The following is a 17,507-nucleotide window of genomic DNA, read 5'->3' as shown; positions in this document are numbered from 1 at the left end:
AATGCCCCTGTTGAGGCACGCCCTGGGGGGCGAAAGCGCCAAAATAAGCGTCGTATAGCAACAATTTCCTTGATACGCAAGAGTGCTTTTTTCGCGGGCTTGTGCCTTATGGACAAAAGCTGGGTATAGGGGTGCGACCCGAACTGGTCGTTTAGAAAGGGAAGCCCACTTCCCTAGCGGATTCATACCCGCTACTCTCACGGAAAAGACTCTGCGAGAGTCTGGTCACGTCCAAGTAGGTAACGAAACAGACGGAGTGCAGACCCCGAAAGTAACCGAGACTAGCAGCCTAAGCCGGTTAGGAGCGAGAGAGAGTCATCAAACGGTGAACTAACGTGAACTATTGTTTTAAACTGCGTTATCCAGCAAGGAGCTAAATAAGGCTGATAAGCTCCAACCAAAAGGTAAGCAAGCGGATATTTAACTCCCTGTTTTAAATATCGTATGAACAAAATCTTGCCGCAGAAGAAATAGCACCTAATTGATGACATAAAAACTAAACGACACAACGGGGTAAACCCTACAGAGTCTAGAAAATGTCGATATTTCTAGTAAGCCAACCGTAAGGAAAGCAGAAATCTCTGGAGGGGAGAGGATGGATGAAAAAGCGAAGGCCTATCTGTAATGGATAGGATAGAGGTTCAAAATTTGCCTCTAACCGAAAGGAAAGCAGACTTCATCTGGGTCTTATACGAAAGAACTAAATGTCAAAGAAACTTAATCCGAGGACAAGTTAGATGCAGGCAGTAATGTCTACAAACGGACTAAAGAAACAACTTGAAAACTGGAGCGAAATTAATTGGCGTAAAGTTAACAAGCTTGTTAAGAATCTACGACATAGAATCTTTCGTGCAAGAGAACTTGGTAACTTCCGAAAGTTGAGAAACTTACAGAAGTTGATGCAAAGAAGCTACGCAAATCTATTATTATCTGTTCGACGTATTACTCAAACCAATAAAGGCAAAGCAACGGCAGGAATTGATAAAGAAATAATCAATACCCCAGAGCAAAGAGTGATTTTAGTTAATAATTGGAACGGCGGAAATCTACAACCTACAAAACGGGTGGAGATACCCAAATCCAACGGTAAGAAACGACCGCTCGGAATCCCAACCGTGCGGGACAGAATCGAACAAGCAATAATAGTTAACTCACTAGAACCTGAATGGGAAGCCGTGTTTGAACCAAATTCTTATGGATTCCGACTCGGTAGAAGTTGCCTAGATGCAATTAGTCAGAATTATATCAGACTGAAAAGCGATAGAGACAAATGGGTTTTAGAAGCTGATATTAAAGGATTCTTTGATAATATTGCCCATGAATCCATCCTAAACATGATTAGCAAGTTTCCGAAAAGGAACCTAATTGAAGGATGGTTAAAAGCTGGATTTCTGTTCAGAGGGAAATTTAACCCAACGAACACTGGTACACCACAAGGTGGGGTTTGCTCGCCCCTACTTGCCAATATCGGATTGCATGGATTAGAAACATTCATAAAATCCACCAATCCAAAACTTGGAGTGGTTCGCTATGCTGATGATTTTATCGTTACAGCTAGAGATAAATCCTGTCTCGAAATTGCCCAAATTCAGATTCAGCAATGGTTATCTAAAAGAGGACTCGAACTCAGTTCGGAGAAGACGCTAATTACGTCAATGGAAGATGGTTTTGATTTTCTTGGTTTCAACCACCGCCACTACAATGGCAAACTGCTTATCAAACCCTCGAAGAAAAAAGTCCTAGATTTTTGTAAGCGAATTGGGAAAGAAATTAAAGCAATGAATGGGAGCGAACAAGAGAAAGTTATTCAAAAACTTAATCCAATTCTCCGTGGTTTTGCTAACTATTACAAAGGGGTAGTAAGCAAAGAAACTTTCGCCTATGTTAAAAGCAGAACATGGGAATACCTTTGGCGTTGGGCAAAGCGTAGACACCCAAACAAAAATACAAAATGGGTACACAAGCGTTACTTTAAAACCATCAATGGCAATAAATGGACGTTCGCTACAACAACCAGCGACCGCCGAGGGAAACAAAAGGATTTAATCCTATACCCAATAGCGCACACGCCCATCGAACGCCATGTAAAGGTCAAGGGTAAAGCCTCACCAGACGACCCCTCACTCGGAGAATATTGGGAAAAACGCTACCAACAATATGGAAAGAGCTACTGGGAAAAAAACTCTCGGAACCATAAAATCGCTCAGAACCAAAATTGGACTTGTCCAATCTGCGGTGAACCATTATTCAATGGGGAAGAAATTGAAACCCATCATATATCTCCTGTTGCCCAAGGTGGACTAGACGACCTAGAAAACCTTCAGCATTTACACAAAGCGTGTCATAAACAGGAACATTCAAAAACCAAGTCAACTCGCTTGAAGTAAGGCTTGAGCCGTGTGAGTACGAAAGTCTCACGCACGGTTCTCAGGGGAGGGGAGAGCGGTGACGCTCAAACCTTACCCAACGAGAAGCTCAGATGAGAACTCTCGATAGTAAATTGATCAAATGCCAACACCTAATTTGAACTTTGCTTATTTTGCTCGCTATCCCGCACCCGCGCGGTTAGGTATCTTTGTGCTGGCTTTGCTCGTACTATGGCTACCTTTTGCTGCACCTATCTACTTACTTTGGGGTACTGGCAACACAGTTAGTATCATTACTATGCTCGTGTTGTATAGCGATTTCGTGTTTCTCCTGCGACTATGGGGAACAAAAGTTCATTTCTTACCCCACCCACTTGAGAGTCACGGTTTAGTACGAACTAGGAAGAACGGGTTGGAGCTATTAAGGGGACTATGTTTGGGACTAATCAGCCTTTTGTGCCTGTTTTTCTTGGAAGCTAAATTTGGCTGGTTAATTTGGCAACAAACTCCCCAATTTTTACCCAAGATTATACTGGAAGGATTGCTTGTAGCTTTGGGAGTTGGGTTAGCAGAAGAGCTGCTGTTTCGAGGCTGGTTAATGGATGAATTGCAATTTGATTATGGTTCTAAAGCGGCTTTATGGGCTAGCAGCACCATTTATGCAGTGTTGCATTTCATCAAACCTTGGGCAGAAATTTTGCGGACTTTACCTAGTTTTCCAGGGCTATTGCTGCTTGGTCTAACATTGGGGTGGGCAAGGCAATTGTGTAAGGGGCAGTTAGGATTTGCTATTGGATTACACGCAGGTTTAGTTTGGGGCTACTACATTATCAATGTAGGGGATTTGTTATTATACACAGGTAGAGTTCCCGTTTGGATAACGGGTATTGACCGCAATCCCCTAGCAGGAATAATGGGGTTGCTGTTTCTTATTTTAATCGCTCTGGGATTACACGTAATTTCAGTAATTAAACGACGGCATAAATACAGCTAATTAATATGCCTAAGCCAGTGAGTCACCTATCAAAAGAATTTAATGATTTTTATCAAACGCTCTATAAAAATTCTCTTAGTAGATAAAATTTTATTTTCTTTGTTTTGTTGCTGGTTTAATGCTATTTTAGCTTTCTTGTGTGAGGATAAGTTTTTTTGAAAATTAGAATCATTCCTATCATTTATTGGATGGTTAATAATTTTATTTTAATTTTTGACTTTATAGAATAATAATAATTCTCAGACTGGCTCAGGAGTTAAAATGCCCCCACAAAGTAAGTTTGACAACTTGTCTTTTAACGCAGGTAGTGGTTTTGTGAGAAGGTTCCAATAAAATGCGATGCCACGCTTATCAAATATCAATAAAACTCTAGGCTGCACGCTGTTTGTAGCCTTAGACTAGCTTAATCGTTTTGGGCAGTGTAGGCTAGTTTTTTTTAGGCGCTTGTAGTGGCAGTAATCAAGAAGCTAATAAAAACGCCGATGCAGCAAAATCAACTACAGAAACAGGTGCCAAAACTGAAAAGTAGGATTTTATATTCTAGAAATAAGTGATGATTAGAGACTTAAGCTACTGAAATTTAGCCTATGCAATCACAAAATAACCTAGTAGTGATAAGTTGATCAACTCTGACATAAAATAAAACTTAATTCTCAATGCAACCAGGCATCGGCTGAATCTGATGAAGAGAATAGACAATAGTAATGGTAAGAAATCAATCTGTAGGGCGTATATTGATGTTGCTCTGTTTTGGTACAGCAATTCTATCTCTCGCTGTCCATTGGCGCATTAGTGCTTCTATGAAACCTTATAGTAAGGCGGCTACAAGTGGAAATGCCATAGCTATTGAAGCTTCAGTAGCAAAGACGCCAAGGAGCTTGATACAGAGTAAGAAACAAAATACAACTGTAAATAACTTGCTTCCATCATTATTGGCTCAAGTTTCAGCTAAACAAAAACCATCCAGTAACCTTGCCACTAATGAGATGCAAGTAGTCGTTGATTTAAGCGATTACCGCGTTTATATTTACCGCTTAGAGCAGGTCATAGCTAGTTACCCAATCGGTGTAGGTAAGAAGGGTTGGGAAACTCCCACAGGTTCTTTTCAGGTAATGCACAAGCAACTCAATCCCATCTGGCGTCACCCGATTACTGGCAAAGTATTTCCACCTGGTCCTGATAGTCCTTTAGGAGACCGATGGGTTGGTTTTTGGTCAGATGGACGTAATCAAATTGGCTTTCACGGTACACCGGATAGTGGACAAGTAGGCACTGCCGTATCCCACGGTTGCTTGAGAATGCGTAATCCTGATGTCCGATTGTTGTATAAGCAGGTAAAAATGGGGACACCAGTGGAGGTACGCCCTTAATAAATAGTCAGGAATCAAGAGTAAATAGCATGGCAAAGAAGGTAGTTGGACTAGACGCAGGGGCTGAAACTATAGCTGGTAGTGATTATCCAGTCATCTTTGCAACTTGTTACTCGTCCGCTCCAACTCCAGATCATCCCAGGAGGTAGGGTCTTCCAAAGGTTCTAAATGTGTTGTCACACTCGTTAGAGGCAATGCCTGGATGATGGCAAGCTCAATCACCTCGCACAAATCATGCCCTTGCCGAACTGTCCAAGCTCCAGGTACAAGAACATGGAAGGAGACAAAGCGGCGCGTTCCAGCAATGCGGGTTCGCAGCGCATGGAATTGGATACCTTGGCGTTTGTATTCGTTTAGAATTTTGAAAATTACGTCAATTTCTTCAAAAGGCAAGCCAGCATCCAGCAGCCCGGAACCAGTTTCCCGCAGCAAACGAAATCCTGTCCAGACAATATTTGCTGCTACTAACAGAGCGATAATCGGGTCAAGCACGTCTAAGCCTGTTACCTTAACCAGAAGAATTCCGAGTACTACACCACCTGAAGTCCATACATCAGTAAACAGGTGGTGAGCATCAGCCCTGAGTGTAATGGAACGTAACCGCCGCCCCGCCCGCAGCAAAACAAAGGCAACAACGCCGTTGACTGCCGTTGCCAAGAGCGAGAGTACTAATCCTAATCCCATCTGGGTTAGCGGTTCTGGATGCAACAAGCGTCCCCAAGCTTCAATGGCTATAATGATGGCTGCCACTATAATCAATATGCCTTCGGCTGCACTCGAAAAGTATTCAGCTTTGGAATGCCCAAAGGCGTGTTCTGCATCAGCTGGTTTAGCAGCATAGGTCAATGCCCACAGTGCCACCAGTGCTGCCACGAGATTCACACACGACTCAATGGCATCTGAGAGCAGCCCTACCGAACCAGTTAGCAGGTAAGCCCCAAACTTCAGGACAATTGTGACGACTGCCGCTACAATCGACAAGAAAGCATAAGAGCGAGCTGTTCGACTACTCATTAAGGTCAAGCAACAGAGATTCAGAGCTAACAGTAACAAATCTTGCTTTAACCTTCATCATCCTTAAGATGACTACGGAGGCGCTCCTATACTAATTAAATTTAGCTAGATTGAGAATAAAGTGCTAGATACTAGCTTACCCTCACTTTTGGTGTTCGCCGCTGTTGTATTAGCAATCCTATTGCCATACCAATACCGACAATGGCAGTAAAGTAGAATAAACCAATCAGCCGGATATAAATCGGTGGTGCAATTCCCTTAACTTCTATCTCTTGGGCTACTTTCACCTCAGAAAATTGACGACTAGAACCAGGGTTGGGAGTTGCTGACACCTCAACTTTGTGAGGTGAGCCATCAAAAAATTGTTCTAGCCACGTTAACTTGCCTTCTGCGTTCGGAATTCCTTTGTATGCAAAGACTGTGAAATCATGTTCTAGAGCGATCGCTTTGACTTGTAACGTGACATCTTTAATAGGTAGACCTGTTGCGCTATCCTTCACCTGCACTGTTAGATTAGCAAGTTTGCCTACAGTTGCGTTTTTATCTCCCTCAAGGCGGACTGACAACCCCTGAGATTTCTGGACTGAGGGTGCAATAGCTTCAGTAGTGCTATTGTGTTCGCTGCCATGAGCTTCAGCAACTTCTGCACTAATGTTAATAAACAACAGAGTTACTATAGCCACTACTGTTAAGGCACTTAATAGCAAACGCACTGAGGTTGGTGCAATTTCTCCTTGTCGCAGTTCTTGTTGTCCGCCGATAACCCAACCACCCAACAATCCAAGTGATAGTAAAATAGCTGCGACAACAGCAAAATATTTATACTTGACTGGATTTTCGTGGACGTTTAGATTCAAGGTTTGCTGATATGGAGCAAAAGCGTTTGCTATCAAAGGTGACACATTCACCCGCAATTGGTAATTACCACGAATCGGTAATATCTGCTCAACTTCTAGCTTTCCATCAGGTGCAGCCGCATCCATTTGCAGCAATTTTGTTCCCTCAACAATCGGAAAATCTGTTGTCAACCAAGGATGGGGCTGTGGTGTCAGAATTTGTAAACTGATTAAAGCATTTTCTAAAGGTTTACCCGCAGCATCAACAGCTTGTAACGTTAAGGTAACAGGAGACTGTTGTTTTTGTGCTTCTGCTTCAAAGGGAAGAATATGCTCTAAAGGTGGATTAGTAGAAAGTAGCACTCTGGGTGCAGGAGTTTGGGAAACCCCTACAAAGGAATAAAGAATTGACAACGCGATGCAAACAGCGCCGATCGCCCCAAACAGTCGATATTTTTTCATAAAATCTTGCCTTCTGTGTGCAAAATGCGTATCTTTTAGTACCGATACATTGACAGCGCTAAATGAACTCATTCCACCTAATAATGCTTCTGTTGATTAAAAGTGGAAAAATTACAGTCAAAGTATAAGTGATAAATTAAACATGCTATCAAATTAAGCTAAGACAATGTAGAAATCGTAAGCGAAGCATATCTACAAATCTAAATTGATTTGGTAGTAAAAACATTGGCGCGAAAGCCGCGCCATTTTAGTGTCCTTAATTTGTTGGGCGTTTTAGTAAACTTGAATACATCTAAAAAATCTCAGAATTATGATGATTTAATGACATGCAACGCCTAAAGTGTGGTGACGTACTGAGTGAGTTGTATTGTGAACCGCAGGATAGGTAGAGAACAATACAGTCCAGATAACCAAAGAAGATAGCAGCATGTAAAGAGTTACTTGAACAGGCTTGGATAGGGTAATACCTGCGGTCTTTTGCAATACTGGATTAGAAGAAAAAGCAGTCATTTTTGACCTTCCATAGTTAAATTGGCTAGTTCATCAATCAAGGCACTTTACTACTTGATTGCAAAAACATATACGATCAGCCTTGTTTTGACAAGGGTGTATAAAATGTGTTATGCAATTTGACTTGGCTAAATCTTCACATAAATATTTTTGATGATAGTTAAAAATACTTCTTTTTATGCATGAGTGCATAGAGCAATATCTATATTGAGTATATTGATATTTCTGCCAGTTTTTTTGACATTATGAGAGAAATATGAAAAACTCTCCGGCAGAATAGATGACTATCCCAGAAAACAAACCCAGCTTACCAGAGGTTCACCGCAGCATCAGAGTCCCTAACAGCAAGAGCTTTTGGCGCAAAATGCTGGCTTATGCAGGGCCAGGATATCTGGTTGCAGTGGGATATATAGACCCTGGAAACTGGGCAACAGACATCGCTGGGGGAGCTAAGTTTGGCTATACCTTGTTGACAGTCATTCTGCTGTCGAACCTGATGGCGATATTACTGCAATCGCTATGTGTACGTTTGGGAGTTGCTACGGGGCGAGATTTGGCGCAAGCTTGTCGGGACTATTTTGGCCAAAGGGTAAGTTTTTGTTTGTGGATACTGTGTGAGATTGCGATCGCCGCTTGTGACTTGGCGGAACTGCTGGGAAGTGCGATCGCCCTGCAACTTTTATTCGGTATTCCTTTGGTATGGGGTGTGTGCATCACTGCGCTGGATGTCTTGGTATTGCTATTCCTGCAAAGTAAAGGCTTTCGCTATACAGAAGCCCTGGTAATAATGCTGGTAGCAACCGTAGGCTTTTGTTTCACAGCAGAAATTCTGTTCTCCCGACCTAATATGGGGGGGATTTTGTTGGGGTATCTGCCTAAGAAAGATATTTTACAAAATCCAGAAATGCTCTACATTGCCATTGGCATTTTAGGCGCGACAGTGATGCCTCACAACTTATATTTACACTCCTCTATTGTGCAAACCCGTGATTGGCAACCTACTACTGAAAAAAGATGGGAAGCAATTAAGTTTGGCACAATTGATTCAACTTTTGCTCTATCATTGGCACTGTTTATCAACTCAGCGATTTTAATTGTATCTGCCGCTACATTTCATTTTTCTGGTAATCAGAATGTGGCAGAAATTCAAGAAGCTTACAAACTGCTTTCACCATTGTTAGGTGTTAGTGCTGCTAGTGCCATCTTTGGGATTGCCTTACTTGCTTCTGGGCAAAGTTCGACACTAACTGCAACTCTGGCTGGGCAGATTGTCATGGAAGGCTTTTTACAATTTCGCCTTCCATCCTGGTTACGGCGTTTAGTTACACGTCTGCTTGCTATCATTCCAGCGTTGATTACAATTATTATCTTTGGAGAACATAGCACAAGCAGCCTCATAGTTCTTAGTCAAGTTATCCTTAGCTTGCAGTTACCCTTTGCAGTAATTCCATTGGTAATGTTTACGAGTAACCGTCGCTTAATGGGAGAATTTGTAAATCCTTTGTGGCTCCAATCTCTAGCTTGGCTGGTTGCTATTATTATCGTCGGGTTAAATGTTTGGTTGCTATTACAAAGTATTTTGGTTTGGCTGGGTTTAAATCTCTAAATCTGTTTAAACCGCTTAGGATGGATCTAGTCGAGGACAATCCCGTGCATCTGTCTTGATATATCTATCAAGGAGAAAGTCAAGCTATGAACTATATTCACAAAGCTACTATCATCTTAGGAATAACAACTAGCGTACTGAGTGGAATACCTGTTGCTGTCTATGCTGCACAGGAAGCACCAACGCGCATCCAACAGATGAATTTTCAGGAATACTATAACCAGGGTGTGCAAAAGCTTGAGCAAGGTAACTTCAACGGCGCGATAGAAGATTTTAGTCGGGTAGTACAGTTAAATCCCAAATACTACGAAGGTTTTTGCCTAAGAGGTTTGGCAAAGTCTCAATTAGGAGATTTTAAAGCAGCCGTTATTGACTTCGATCAAGCACTGCGATTAAATCCCAATCATACAGATGCTTACAACAGCCGGGGGACTGCTCATGCGGAACTAGGAAGCATTGAAGCGGCTATTACCGACTTTAACCAGGTACTAAGAATTGATCCAAAGTCTGTAGATGCTTACTACAATAGGGGCTTTCTGAATTATAGACAGGGAAATCATAAACTGGCGATCGCAGATTTTAACCAAGCACTACAAATCAACCCCAACTTAGCTGATGCCTACGGCAACCGAGGACTTGCTGAATATGCTTTAGGCGATCGCAAAAGCGCCATTACCGATTTACAGCAAGCTGCAAATCTGTTTCAACGGCAAGGAGATACCCCAAGGTATCAGCAAACACAAGCTCTCCTTCAGCAGATTCAGATGTAACTAATTCAAATAATTGTCAAACCCAACTTTTCAAAAAACCTTACGAAATAGTTGGGTTATTCAATTTTGTTATCGAATTGTTGAGGAAACTATGGGCTGCTTTAGCTCAATTTTTTCCAGTTATTACCGCCATTTTGTGATTGAAAGACATTATTGATAGTCTGCTGATTTAGCTCATACGCGCCAAAGGGTAACACCCGCTTGTGTTGTCACTTTCTCTATTATTTTTCCCCTGGCGATTGAATTGTCTGACAAATGAGACTTGGGTATGATAACCGAGTTCGACTTTAATAAAAATGAACTTAATTCTGGATAAAATTTAGTTTTTGTGAATAGCGTCACCCTTGGCTATACAATTAACTCTATATTGGGTAATTATTTTGGCTAGAATATAAACAGTTAAGTCTGTTTGATTGCTAGATAAATCACCGTTGCTTTAGCCCGGTGAGGATGTCAAGACAGGAAGTTTTGAAAGAAGTTCCTAGACGATAACATTTGCGGATCATATCTAAGGCAAAGTATGGTACGCGCAATCGAAGTGGGTAAAACACGGGGAGATATAGGCAGTAATAAGCCTTTTTCAGGTCATTCCACTTTGAGCAGGCTTCTGGATGCAGAAAATCTGAGATGTCTACGACTAATCCTTTGCCTTGGTGCATCATGACATTACGACCGTGGACATCATGAGGGTGGAGTCCACGACTTTGAGCATAGTCAAGAGCTTTATCGATGTCCTGTATTACTTGTTTGGGAATAGGTAAACCCAAGTACATACAATCATAGAGCGTTGTTCCATAAAGCCGTTTCAAGACTAAAAAGGCATCTTTAGCATAGAAACATTCAGAGAATGCCGGATGAGAACCTAGACGATGGTAAACTTCTACTTCCTCTTCATAGCCTGGCCGTCCTGGGGCATAAATCTTGACTACAGACTCAGAGTGGTTAGGGTGATAGACTACTGCGGCATAATTTCCTTTACCAAGCAGCCGCCAGGGTTCTGGAAGATAGCTAACCTTGATTGGATTCCGGGGATTGACGCTTTCAATTTGTAAGCTAGGCAGTAGTTGCTGATAAATACTTTCAAGCAGCTGCTTTGGAGGCGATTTGTCCATATTGGATAAGTATCTTACACCCAAGAAGAAATTAAACTACTTTATGTCAACTATTACGGTAACAATTGGAATCACGTAAAATCATCAAAGCTGACGTTTGCCATTGATGGTTTGTAACAATGCTCAAAAATTCATCCCACGCTTCCTGAAGGGACAGACGTGGGGCAACTTTAAGTTGAAGCTAAAAATTTCATCTCAATTTCATCTTCATTTGGGAGAGTAGGTAAAGTACTTGATCTTTAAACTTACTTAGCTGCACAGCAAGCAGACATCCCTTAACGCTTCTAAAAATGCTTAATTCTATTGTTAAATGGTCGATTGCTCAACGCTGGCTAGTGGTTATTGCCTCCATCCTCATATCTGTTTGGGGCTTTCTCGTCCTTACACAAATGCCACTGGATGTATTTCCCAACTTTGCTCCACCGCAAGTGGAAATTATGACCGAAGCTCCAGGACTAGCACCAGAAGAGGTTGAATCCCTAGTTACTCGACCAATAGAAAGTGTGATTAACGGTACTCCCGGACTAGAAGCATTGCGTTCTTCCTCAGCCGTAGGTCTTTCGGCTGTGAGAGCGACTTTTAGCTTGGATACAGAAATTTATCGCGCCCGCCAATTGATAACGGAACGGTTGCAACAAGCACGCAGTCAACTACCGCAAGGTGTAGAAGACCCAGAGGTTCTGCCGGTTAGTTCCCCCTTGGGATGGACTGTCAAATACGCCTTTACTTCTGAAACCACTCCTTTGATGGAGGTCTGGCGGATTGTCAACTGGCAAGTGAAGAACCGCCTGCTAGCTGTCCCTGGTGTAAGTAATATCGTCATATTTGGTGGGGATGAACGTCAGTATCAAGTGCTGGTAAACCCAGATAAGCTGAAGGCGTTTAATGTTTCCCTTGATGATGTCACCAAGGCAGCACAAGCAGCTAACGCCAATGCACCAGGGGGATTTTTAATTACTCCTGACCAAGAAACATTGGTGCGAGGGGTAGGGCGGATTGAATCTATCGAGCAGTTGAAAAAATCAGTAATTAAAGCCAAAAATGGCACACCAGTTCTGTTGGAACAAGTGGCAGATGTACAAATAGGTGCAGCACTCAAACGCGGCGATGGCAGTTTTGCGGGTAAAAAAGCGGTAATTTTGACAGTCAACAAACAGCCAACAGCAGATACGCCAAAAGTAACGAAGGCGGCTGAAAAAGCAATGGAGGAAATTCAAGCAGGTCTGCCCAAAGATGTCAAAATTACAACTACTTTCCGTCAGGAAGATTTTATCGAAGCTTCGCTTAAGAATGTTGAAGAAGCTTTGCGTGATGGCACGATCATCGTTTGTGTCATCTTGATTTTATTTTTGATGAACTGGCGCACGGTGATTATTAGTTTGAGCGCAATTCCTGTGTCTTTGTTGTTAGGAATGATGATCCTGAATTGGACAGGACAAGGCATCAATACAATGACTTTGGGCGGATTGGTTGTTGCGATTGGTTCGGTGGTGGATGACGCAATTGTCGATATGGAGAATGTCTACCGCCGTTTGCGAGAAAACCAGATAGCAGGCAATCCTGTACCACCACTGCAAGTTGTTTTTAATGGCTCAGTGGAGGTGCGGGTAAGCGTACTGTTCTCGACAATCATTATTGCAGTCGTCTTTGCACCAATTTTTGCTCTTTCCGGTGTAGAAGGTCGGATTTTTACACCGATGGCTGTAGCTTATTTGCTGTCAATTGGTGCTTCTACCTTAGTAGCACTGACATTGACTCCAGCACTGTGCGCCCTTTTGCTAGTAAATCGGCGTTTACCAAGTACAGAAACTTGGGTTGAACGACTTTCTCATCGCCTGTATCGTCCACTTTTGAAATTTTCTATTCGTCGCCCCAAGATTATTTTGACAGGTGCGATCGCTGCCTTTGTGGCTTCAACGATGATTCTACTCTCGTTAGGGCAAGTTTTTTTACCAGAATTCCAAGATCGCTCTTTAGTAATCGCCGCAGTTTTAATGCCTGGTCAATCTCTGGATGCGACTAATCAAGTAGGGTTAGCGATCGAAGAAGCCCTGAAAAAAAATCCTGGGGTTGAAACGGCTCAATTGCGCTCTGGACGGGCTGTAGGGGATACTGAGGTAGCTGGTGTAAACGGGGCGGAAATAGATGTCCAACTCAGCGAGGAGGGAGGAAAAGATCGAGAAAAAACAATTGAAATGATTCGTAAAGAATTTGATAAAATTCCCGGAGTCGTTCCCAATATCGGCGGGTTCATTTCGCACCGGATGGATGAAGTGCTTTCTGGGGTACGGAGTGCGATCGCTGTGAAAATTTTTGGACCCGATTTGGAAGAACTCCGCACCCTTGGTCAACAAGTACAATCAGCTATGGGCGGTGTTTCGGGTCTAGTAGATTTGCAACTAGAACCGCAAGTACCAATTAAACAGGTACAAATTCAATTCGACCGCAATGCAGCAGCCCGCTATGGTTTAACTATTGGCGAATTGTCAGAGATAATAGAAACTGCACTGAATGGGCGAGTCGTTTCCCAAGTATTGGAGCAACAACAAACCTTTGATATGGTGGTTTGGTTGCAAGAGAAATACCGTAACAATATTGAAATTATCGGTAATTTGTTAGTTGATACACCCAACGGACAAAAAATTCCCTTAGCCCAAGTCGCAAAAATTGACTACGGTACAGGCCCCAATACTATTAACCGCGAGAATGTCTCTCGTTATATTGTTGTCTCCAGCAATGTGGCTGGACGTGATTTAGGTTCTGTGATTAAAGATATCCGGGACAAAGTTAAGCAAGAAGTACAATTACCTCCCGGCTATTACATTGAATACGGCGGTCAATTTGAAGCACAAGAAGGAGCTACAAAAACTTTACTTTCGGCTGGTGGATTAGCTTTTGTCGCTATTGCAGTTCTGATTTACTTTGCTGTCAAGTCGATTCCTGCCACCATCATGATCTTGATAAACTTGCCCTTAGCCTTAGTGGGTGGAGTCATTTCCATCGCTTTAACTGGTGGTATTCTCTCTGTAGCTTCAATGGTAGGATTTATTACCTTATTCGGCGTTGCTACACGTAATGGACTATTACTGGTTGAGAACTACAATTCTAGGATGGCAGAAGGACAACCTCTGCGACAGGCTTTGATGGAAGGGTCAGTAGAAAGGTTGGCTGCTATCTTAATGACGGCGCTATCATCGGCTCTGGGTATGGCACCCTTGGTAATTGGTAGCGGAGCCGGAAAAGAAATCCTCCAGCCGCTAGCCGTTGTAGTGTTAGGTGGATTGTTTACCTCAACCGCTTTAACCCTGTTAGTGCTTCCGGCTTTGTATGTACAGTTTGGTAGATTTTTGGTGCCGAAAAAGACTGAGCCAATTATTCAGCCAGAAATTGCAGGAGAGGCAAGTTTTTAGTTGTTAATTGACCAAAAATTGAGGAATGTAAATCAATGAAATTTTTGAAACCCAGCTTCGTAATTTTAGGTAGTGTAAGCTTGCTTTTCTTAGGTGCTTGTAGTGGCAGTAATCAAGCTATAAATTCAGAGAATAAATCGGCATTAACAACAGAAACGGCTGCCAAAACTGAAATCGCAGCGAAAGATAATCACTCGGAAAATGATGGTCATTCTCATAGTAAAAATAATGCTCTTGAGCATTCCGAAGATGGTAAAGGTGAACATTCACATGGCGGTCAAGTTTTAGAGTCTGGGCAGTATCATTTGGAGTTTGTTACTGAAGCAAAGGATAATGAAACTCATTTAGATTTCTATTTAAAGAAAGGAGAAAAACATACTACAGTTTCGGATGCAAAAGTAACTGCTCAAGTTCAGCTACCTGATGGTAGTCAAAAATCGCTTCCCCTCACTTATGAAGCTAAAGAACAACATTACCATGCTGTACTTTCTGAAAAAGCAGCAGGTGAATATAAAGTTGCTATTCTTTCTGATGTCAATGGTGAAAAAGTAAACGGTCGCTTTACCTTCAAGCGATAATTAATAGCAAGTGGTAGCGATAGGATAACAGTTATGGTTCAACAGTACAATTACGAACCAATTAAATGGAAGGAGCTAACAATCTATATCAGTGAGTCTGATAGTTGGAAGCACCAACCACTTCACCAAACTCTATTGGGAATCGCCCGCCAACAGGGAATAACAGGGATGACGGTGATGCGAGCAATTTCTGGATATGGCAAACATGGAATTTTTCGCACTATGAACGAGCTAGATCCATCTATTGAGTCTTCTGTGCTACCACTTGTCATTACAGTTATTGATAGTGAAAGTGTAATAACCGAATTTTTTTCCTTGGTCAAAGATATGCTTAAAGATAAGTTTGTCACTTGTCAAAGCATAGAAATTCTTTCGCCATTAGTAACGCTTTAAGGGCAGTATTCATGTCTCACAATCACAGTCACGGACACAGCCACGAACCGACTAATTACAACCGTGCCTTCATTATTAGCGTTGCTCTCAACACTGGATTTGTTGTCATTGAAGTAATTTATGGGTTAGCTGCCAATTCCCTTGCCTTACTTGCCGATGCTGGTCACAATTTGAGTGATGTTCTAGGTTTGTTACTTGCCTGGGGAGCAAGCTTCCTCGGTCGTCGCCAACCGACACCACGCCGCACTTACGGGTTACGTCGCTCCTCGATTTTAGCAGCTCTATTAAACGCTATCCTCGTACTTGTAGCTTCTGGTGCAGTTGCCTGGGAAGCCATACAGCGTTTTGCTCAACCTAGTCCAGTATCAGGTAGTACAATTATCGGCGTGGCTGCGGTAGGTATTGCCATCAATATGGGAAGTGCCTTGATGTTTCTGCCTGGTCGTGAAAGAGACTTGAATATTAGGGGAGCCTTTATTCACTTAGTTGCTGACGCGGCGGTGTCTTTGGGTGCAGTCCTGGCTGGTATTGCGATTGTTACCACTGGTTGGCTATGGTTTGACCCAGTTGTAAGTTTGATGATCGTTGTCGTGATTATTGTGAGTACTTGGCAATTGTTCCAAGAATCTTTGAACTTAGTCACAGATGCAGTACCAGCAGGTATTGAACCACTTGCAGTCCGTACATTCTTAGCTGAACTTCCTGGTGTATCTAGTGTTCATGACTTGCACATCTGGGCAATGAGTACCACAGAAACAGCTCTCACTGCTCACTTAATTATGCCTACTAGAAATCCTAATGATGCTTTTTTAGTTGAGGTAAATCAACAACTTCACGACCATTTTGGTATCGAACACACTACAATTCAGATAGAAACAGGCGATCCAAGTTATCCATGTCCTCTTGCTCAAGAAAACGTGGTTTAAATCAATTGAGTTGAGTATATGGATAGAGAATTTGGTGGCGATCGCATTTAGAATAGTTACTGTGACTGAATACCCAATCATCTTAGCTTTGCGATCGCCAATCATCAAAGTAAAAGTAATAGTTATTCAAGTAAAATTTGCCGTTTTTAATATATACGAAAATAACTAAATCTGGAAAATTTTTATAAAATACGGATTTTTCATCTTAATTTCATCCTGTTTTTGTAAAGTAGAGTTTAGAGATTTAAACTTTAAATCTTATAGCTATTTAAAATGCCACAGTTGTCTCACTAAATTATGGGTGCAACTAGAATTGTGATGCTTATAAATTAAGATGAAATCAAAGTCATCATCTCAAAAGATGAGCTTTATTCCTCGCTCTATCCTGCGGACGATAGGAAAATTTCAACAGACGTTAGATCCAAATGCCGAAGCAAAGGCTATCGAAGAGTTTCGCGTTTCTCGACTGCAAACAATTTCCTACCTCCGTTTTCTGTTAATTCTGATTGTAGTTCCATTACTGATAAATCAGCTTTCTAGAAACTTTTTCATCGCTCCCCTAATTGAGAAGTTTTGGAATTCACAAGAGTTAAATATTTTCTTAAATTATTCTCAAGAAGAAAAAGCTTTAGCGGAACTCAAAAGATTTGAGCAAAGTGTTTATTTTGAAGCTCGAATAAGTAAAATCACCACATTCTCTGACGAGCTTGTTCAAAAGAAGATTAAGAAAAAAGCTATTGCGTTAGTAGCAGACAATAAAATTAAAAGTATTAATGCAGTAACAAATGTTTTTACAGATATACTTACAGCCATCACATTAATTATTTTAATCTTAATAGGTAAGCAGCAGCTATCCATTCTTATGTCTTTTGCTGGCGATATAACTTATAGTCTAAGCGACTCCGCTAAGGCTTTTTTAATTATTCTATCTACAGATATATTTGTCGGTTTTCACTCTCCTTATGGATGGGAAATAATTATAGAAAGTACTTTAAAGCATTACGGTTTACCAGAAAACAAAAGTCTTACTTCTTTATTTATTGCTACTGTTCCAGTAATCATGGATACAGTTTTTAAATATTGGATATTCCGCTACCTCAATCGCAGTTCTCCTTCAGCTGTGGCTACTTACCATAACATGAATGAATAATTTATAAATA

At 41.7% G+C, this 17,507-nt stretch carries 15 protein-coding genes; 11 read left to right on the top strand and 4 right to left on the bottom strand.

Translation table 11 applies throughout. The features are described from left to right. Positions 1-737 precede the first annotated feature (737 nt). From ltrA to NCWK1_RS18325, 3 genes are all read left to right on the top strand, one after another. On the top strand, positions 738-2,387 hold the full coding sequence (ltrA, locus tag NCWK1_RS18335; RefSeq protein ID WP_103125708.1) for a group II intron reverse transcriptase/maturase: 1,650 nt from the start codon (positions 738-740) through the stop codon (positions 2,385-2,387). Between the two features lie 121 nt (positions 2,388-2,508). After that, on the top strand, positions 2,509-3,360 hold the full coding sequence (locus NCWK1_RS18330) for a CPBP family intramembrane glutamic endopeptidase (RefSeq protein WP_103125707.1): 852 nt from the start codon (positions 2,509-2,511) through the stop codon (positions 3,358-3,360). Positions 3,361-4,058: 698 nt separating this feature from the next. Continuing rightward, positions 4,059-4,730, top strand: a complete 672-nt coding sequence (locus NCWK1_RS18325) for a L,D-transpeptidase (RefSeq protein ID WP_103125706.1) — start codon at positions 4,059-4,061, stop codon at positions 4,728-4,730. 93 nt (positions 4,731-4,823) lie between these two features. Here the strand turns inward: NCWK1_RS18325 and NCWK1_RS18320 are convergent, their stop codons facing one another. The 3 genes from NCWK1_RS18320 to NCWK1_RS30460 form a co-directional block, all read right to left on the bottom strand. Beyond that, positions 4,824-5,744, bottom strand: a complete 921-nt coding sequence (locus NCWK1_RS18320) for a cation diffusion facilitator family transporter (protein ID WP_103125705.1) — start codon at positions 5,742-5,744, stop codon at positions 4,824-4,826. 131 nt (positions 5,745-5,875) lie between these two features. Then, positions 5,876-7,042 (bottom strand): hypothetical protein, encoded by a 1,167-nt coding sequence (locus NCWK1_RS18315; RefSeq protein WP_103125704.1) that lies wholly within the window; start codon positions 7,040-7,042, stop codon positions 5,876-5,878. Between the two features lie 318 nt (positions 7,043-7,360). Then, positions 7,361-7,552, bottom strand: a complete 192-nt coding sequence (locus tag NCWK1_RS30460; RefSeq protein ID WP_103125703.1) for a CbtB domain-containing protein — start codon at positions 7,550-7,552, stop codon at positions 7,361-7,363. A 280-nt stretch (positions 7,553-7,832) separates the two neighbouring features. Here NCWK1_RS30460 and NCWK1_RS18305 point away from each other — a divergent pair, with 280 nt between their 5' ends. Both NCWK1_RS18305 and NCWK1_RS18300 read left to right on the top strand, forming a co-directional pair. Further along, positions 7,833-9,158, top strand: a complete 1,326-nt coding sequence (locus NCWK1_RS18305) for an Nramp family divalent metal transporter (RefSeq protein WP_103125702.1) — start codon at positions 7,833-7,835, stop codon at positions 9,156-9,158. Positions 9,159-9,244: 86 nt separating this feature from the next. Beyond that, a complete protein-coding gene (locus tag NCWK1_RS18300) occupies positions 9,245-9,928 on the top strand; it encodes a tetratricopeptide repeat protein (RefSeq protein WP_103125701.1) in 684 nt (227 codons plus the stop codon). Positions 9,929-10,353: 425 nt separating this feature from the next. Here NCWK1_RS18300 and NCWK1_RS18295 read toward each other — a convergent pair whose 3' ends face one another. Then, positions 10,354-11,040: a protein kinase family protein gene (locus tag NCWK1_RS18295; protein WP_103125700.1), complete on the bottom strand. Its 687-nt coding sequence runs from the start codon at positions 11,038-11,040 to the stop codon at positions 10,354-10,356. A 290-nt stretch (positions 11,041-11,330) separates the two neighbouring features. Here NCWK1_RS18295 and NCWK1_RS18290 point away from each other — a divergent pair, with 290 nt between their 5' ends. From NCWK1_RS18290 to NCWK1_RS18270, 6 genes are all read left to right on the top strand, one after another. After that, positions 11,331-14,450: an efflux RND transporter permease subunit gene (locus NCWK1_RS18290; protein ID WP_103125699.1), complete on the top strand. Its 3,120-nt coding sequence runs from the start codon at positions 11,331-11,333 to the stop codon at positions 14,448-14,450. 35 nt (positions 14,451-14,485) lie between these two features. Next, positions 14,486-15,028: a hypothetical protein gene (locus NCWK1_RS18285; protein ID WP_073597752.1), complete on the top strand. Its 543-nt coding sequence runs from the start codon at positions 14,486-14,488 to the stop codon at positions 15,026-15,028. A gap of 33 nt (positions 15,029-15,061) precedes the next feature. Next, positions 15,062-15,421 (top strand): DUF190 domain-containing protein, encoded by a 360-nt coding sequence (locus tag NCWK1_RS18280; protein ID WP_073597753.1) that lies wholly within the window; start codon positions 15,062-15,064, stop codon positions 15,419-15,421. Positions 15,422-15,432: 11 nt separating this feature from the next. Then, positions 15,433-16,347 (top strand): cation diffusion facilitator family transporter, encoded by a 915-nt coding sequence (locus NCWK1_RS18275; protein WP_073597754.1) that lies wholly within the window; start codon positions 15,433-15,435, stop codon positions 16,345-16,347. Between the two features lie 10 nt (positions 16,348-16,357). Further along, positions 16,358-16,516 (top strand): hypothetical protein, encoded by a 159-nt coding sequence (locus NCWK1_RS29645; RefSeq protein ID WP_187308177.1) that lies wholly within the window; start codon positions 16,358-16,360, stop codon positions 16,514-16,516. 192 nt (positions 16,517-16,708) lie between these two features. Then, on the top strand, positions 16,709-17,497 hold the full coding sequence (locus NCWK1_RS18270) for a hypothetical protein (RefSeq protein WP_017307562.1): 789 nt from the start codon (positions 16,709-16,711) through the stop codon (positions 17,495-17,497). Positions 17,498-17,507: the final 10 nt, after the last annotated feature.

The sequence above is a fragment of the Nostoc cycadae WK-1 genome, from assembly GCF_002897135.1.
Taxonomy (GTDB): domain Bacteria; phylum Cyanobacteriota; class Cyanobacteriia; order Cyanobacteriales; family Nostocaceae; genus Nostoc_B.
The sequence above is the reverse complement of the archived record's forward strand: the minus strand, read 5'-3'. Positions and strand labels throughout refer to the sequence as shown.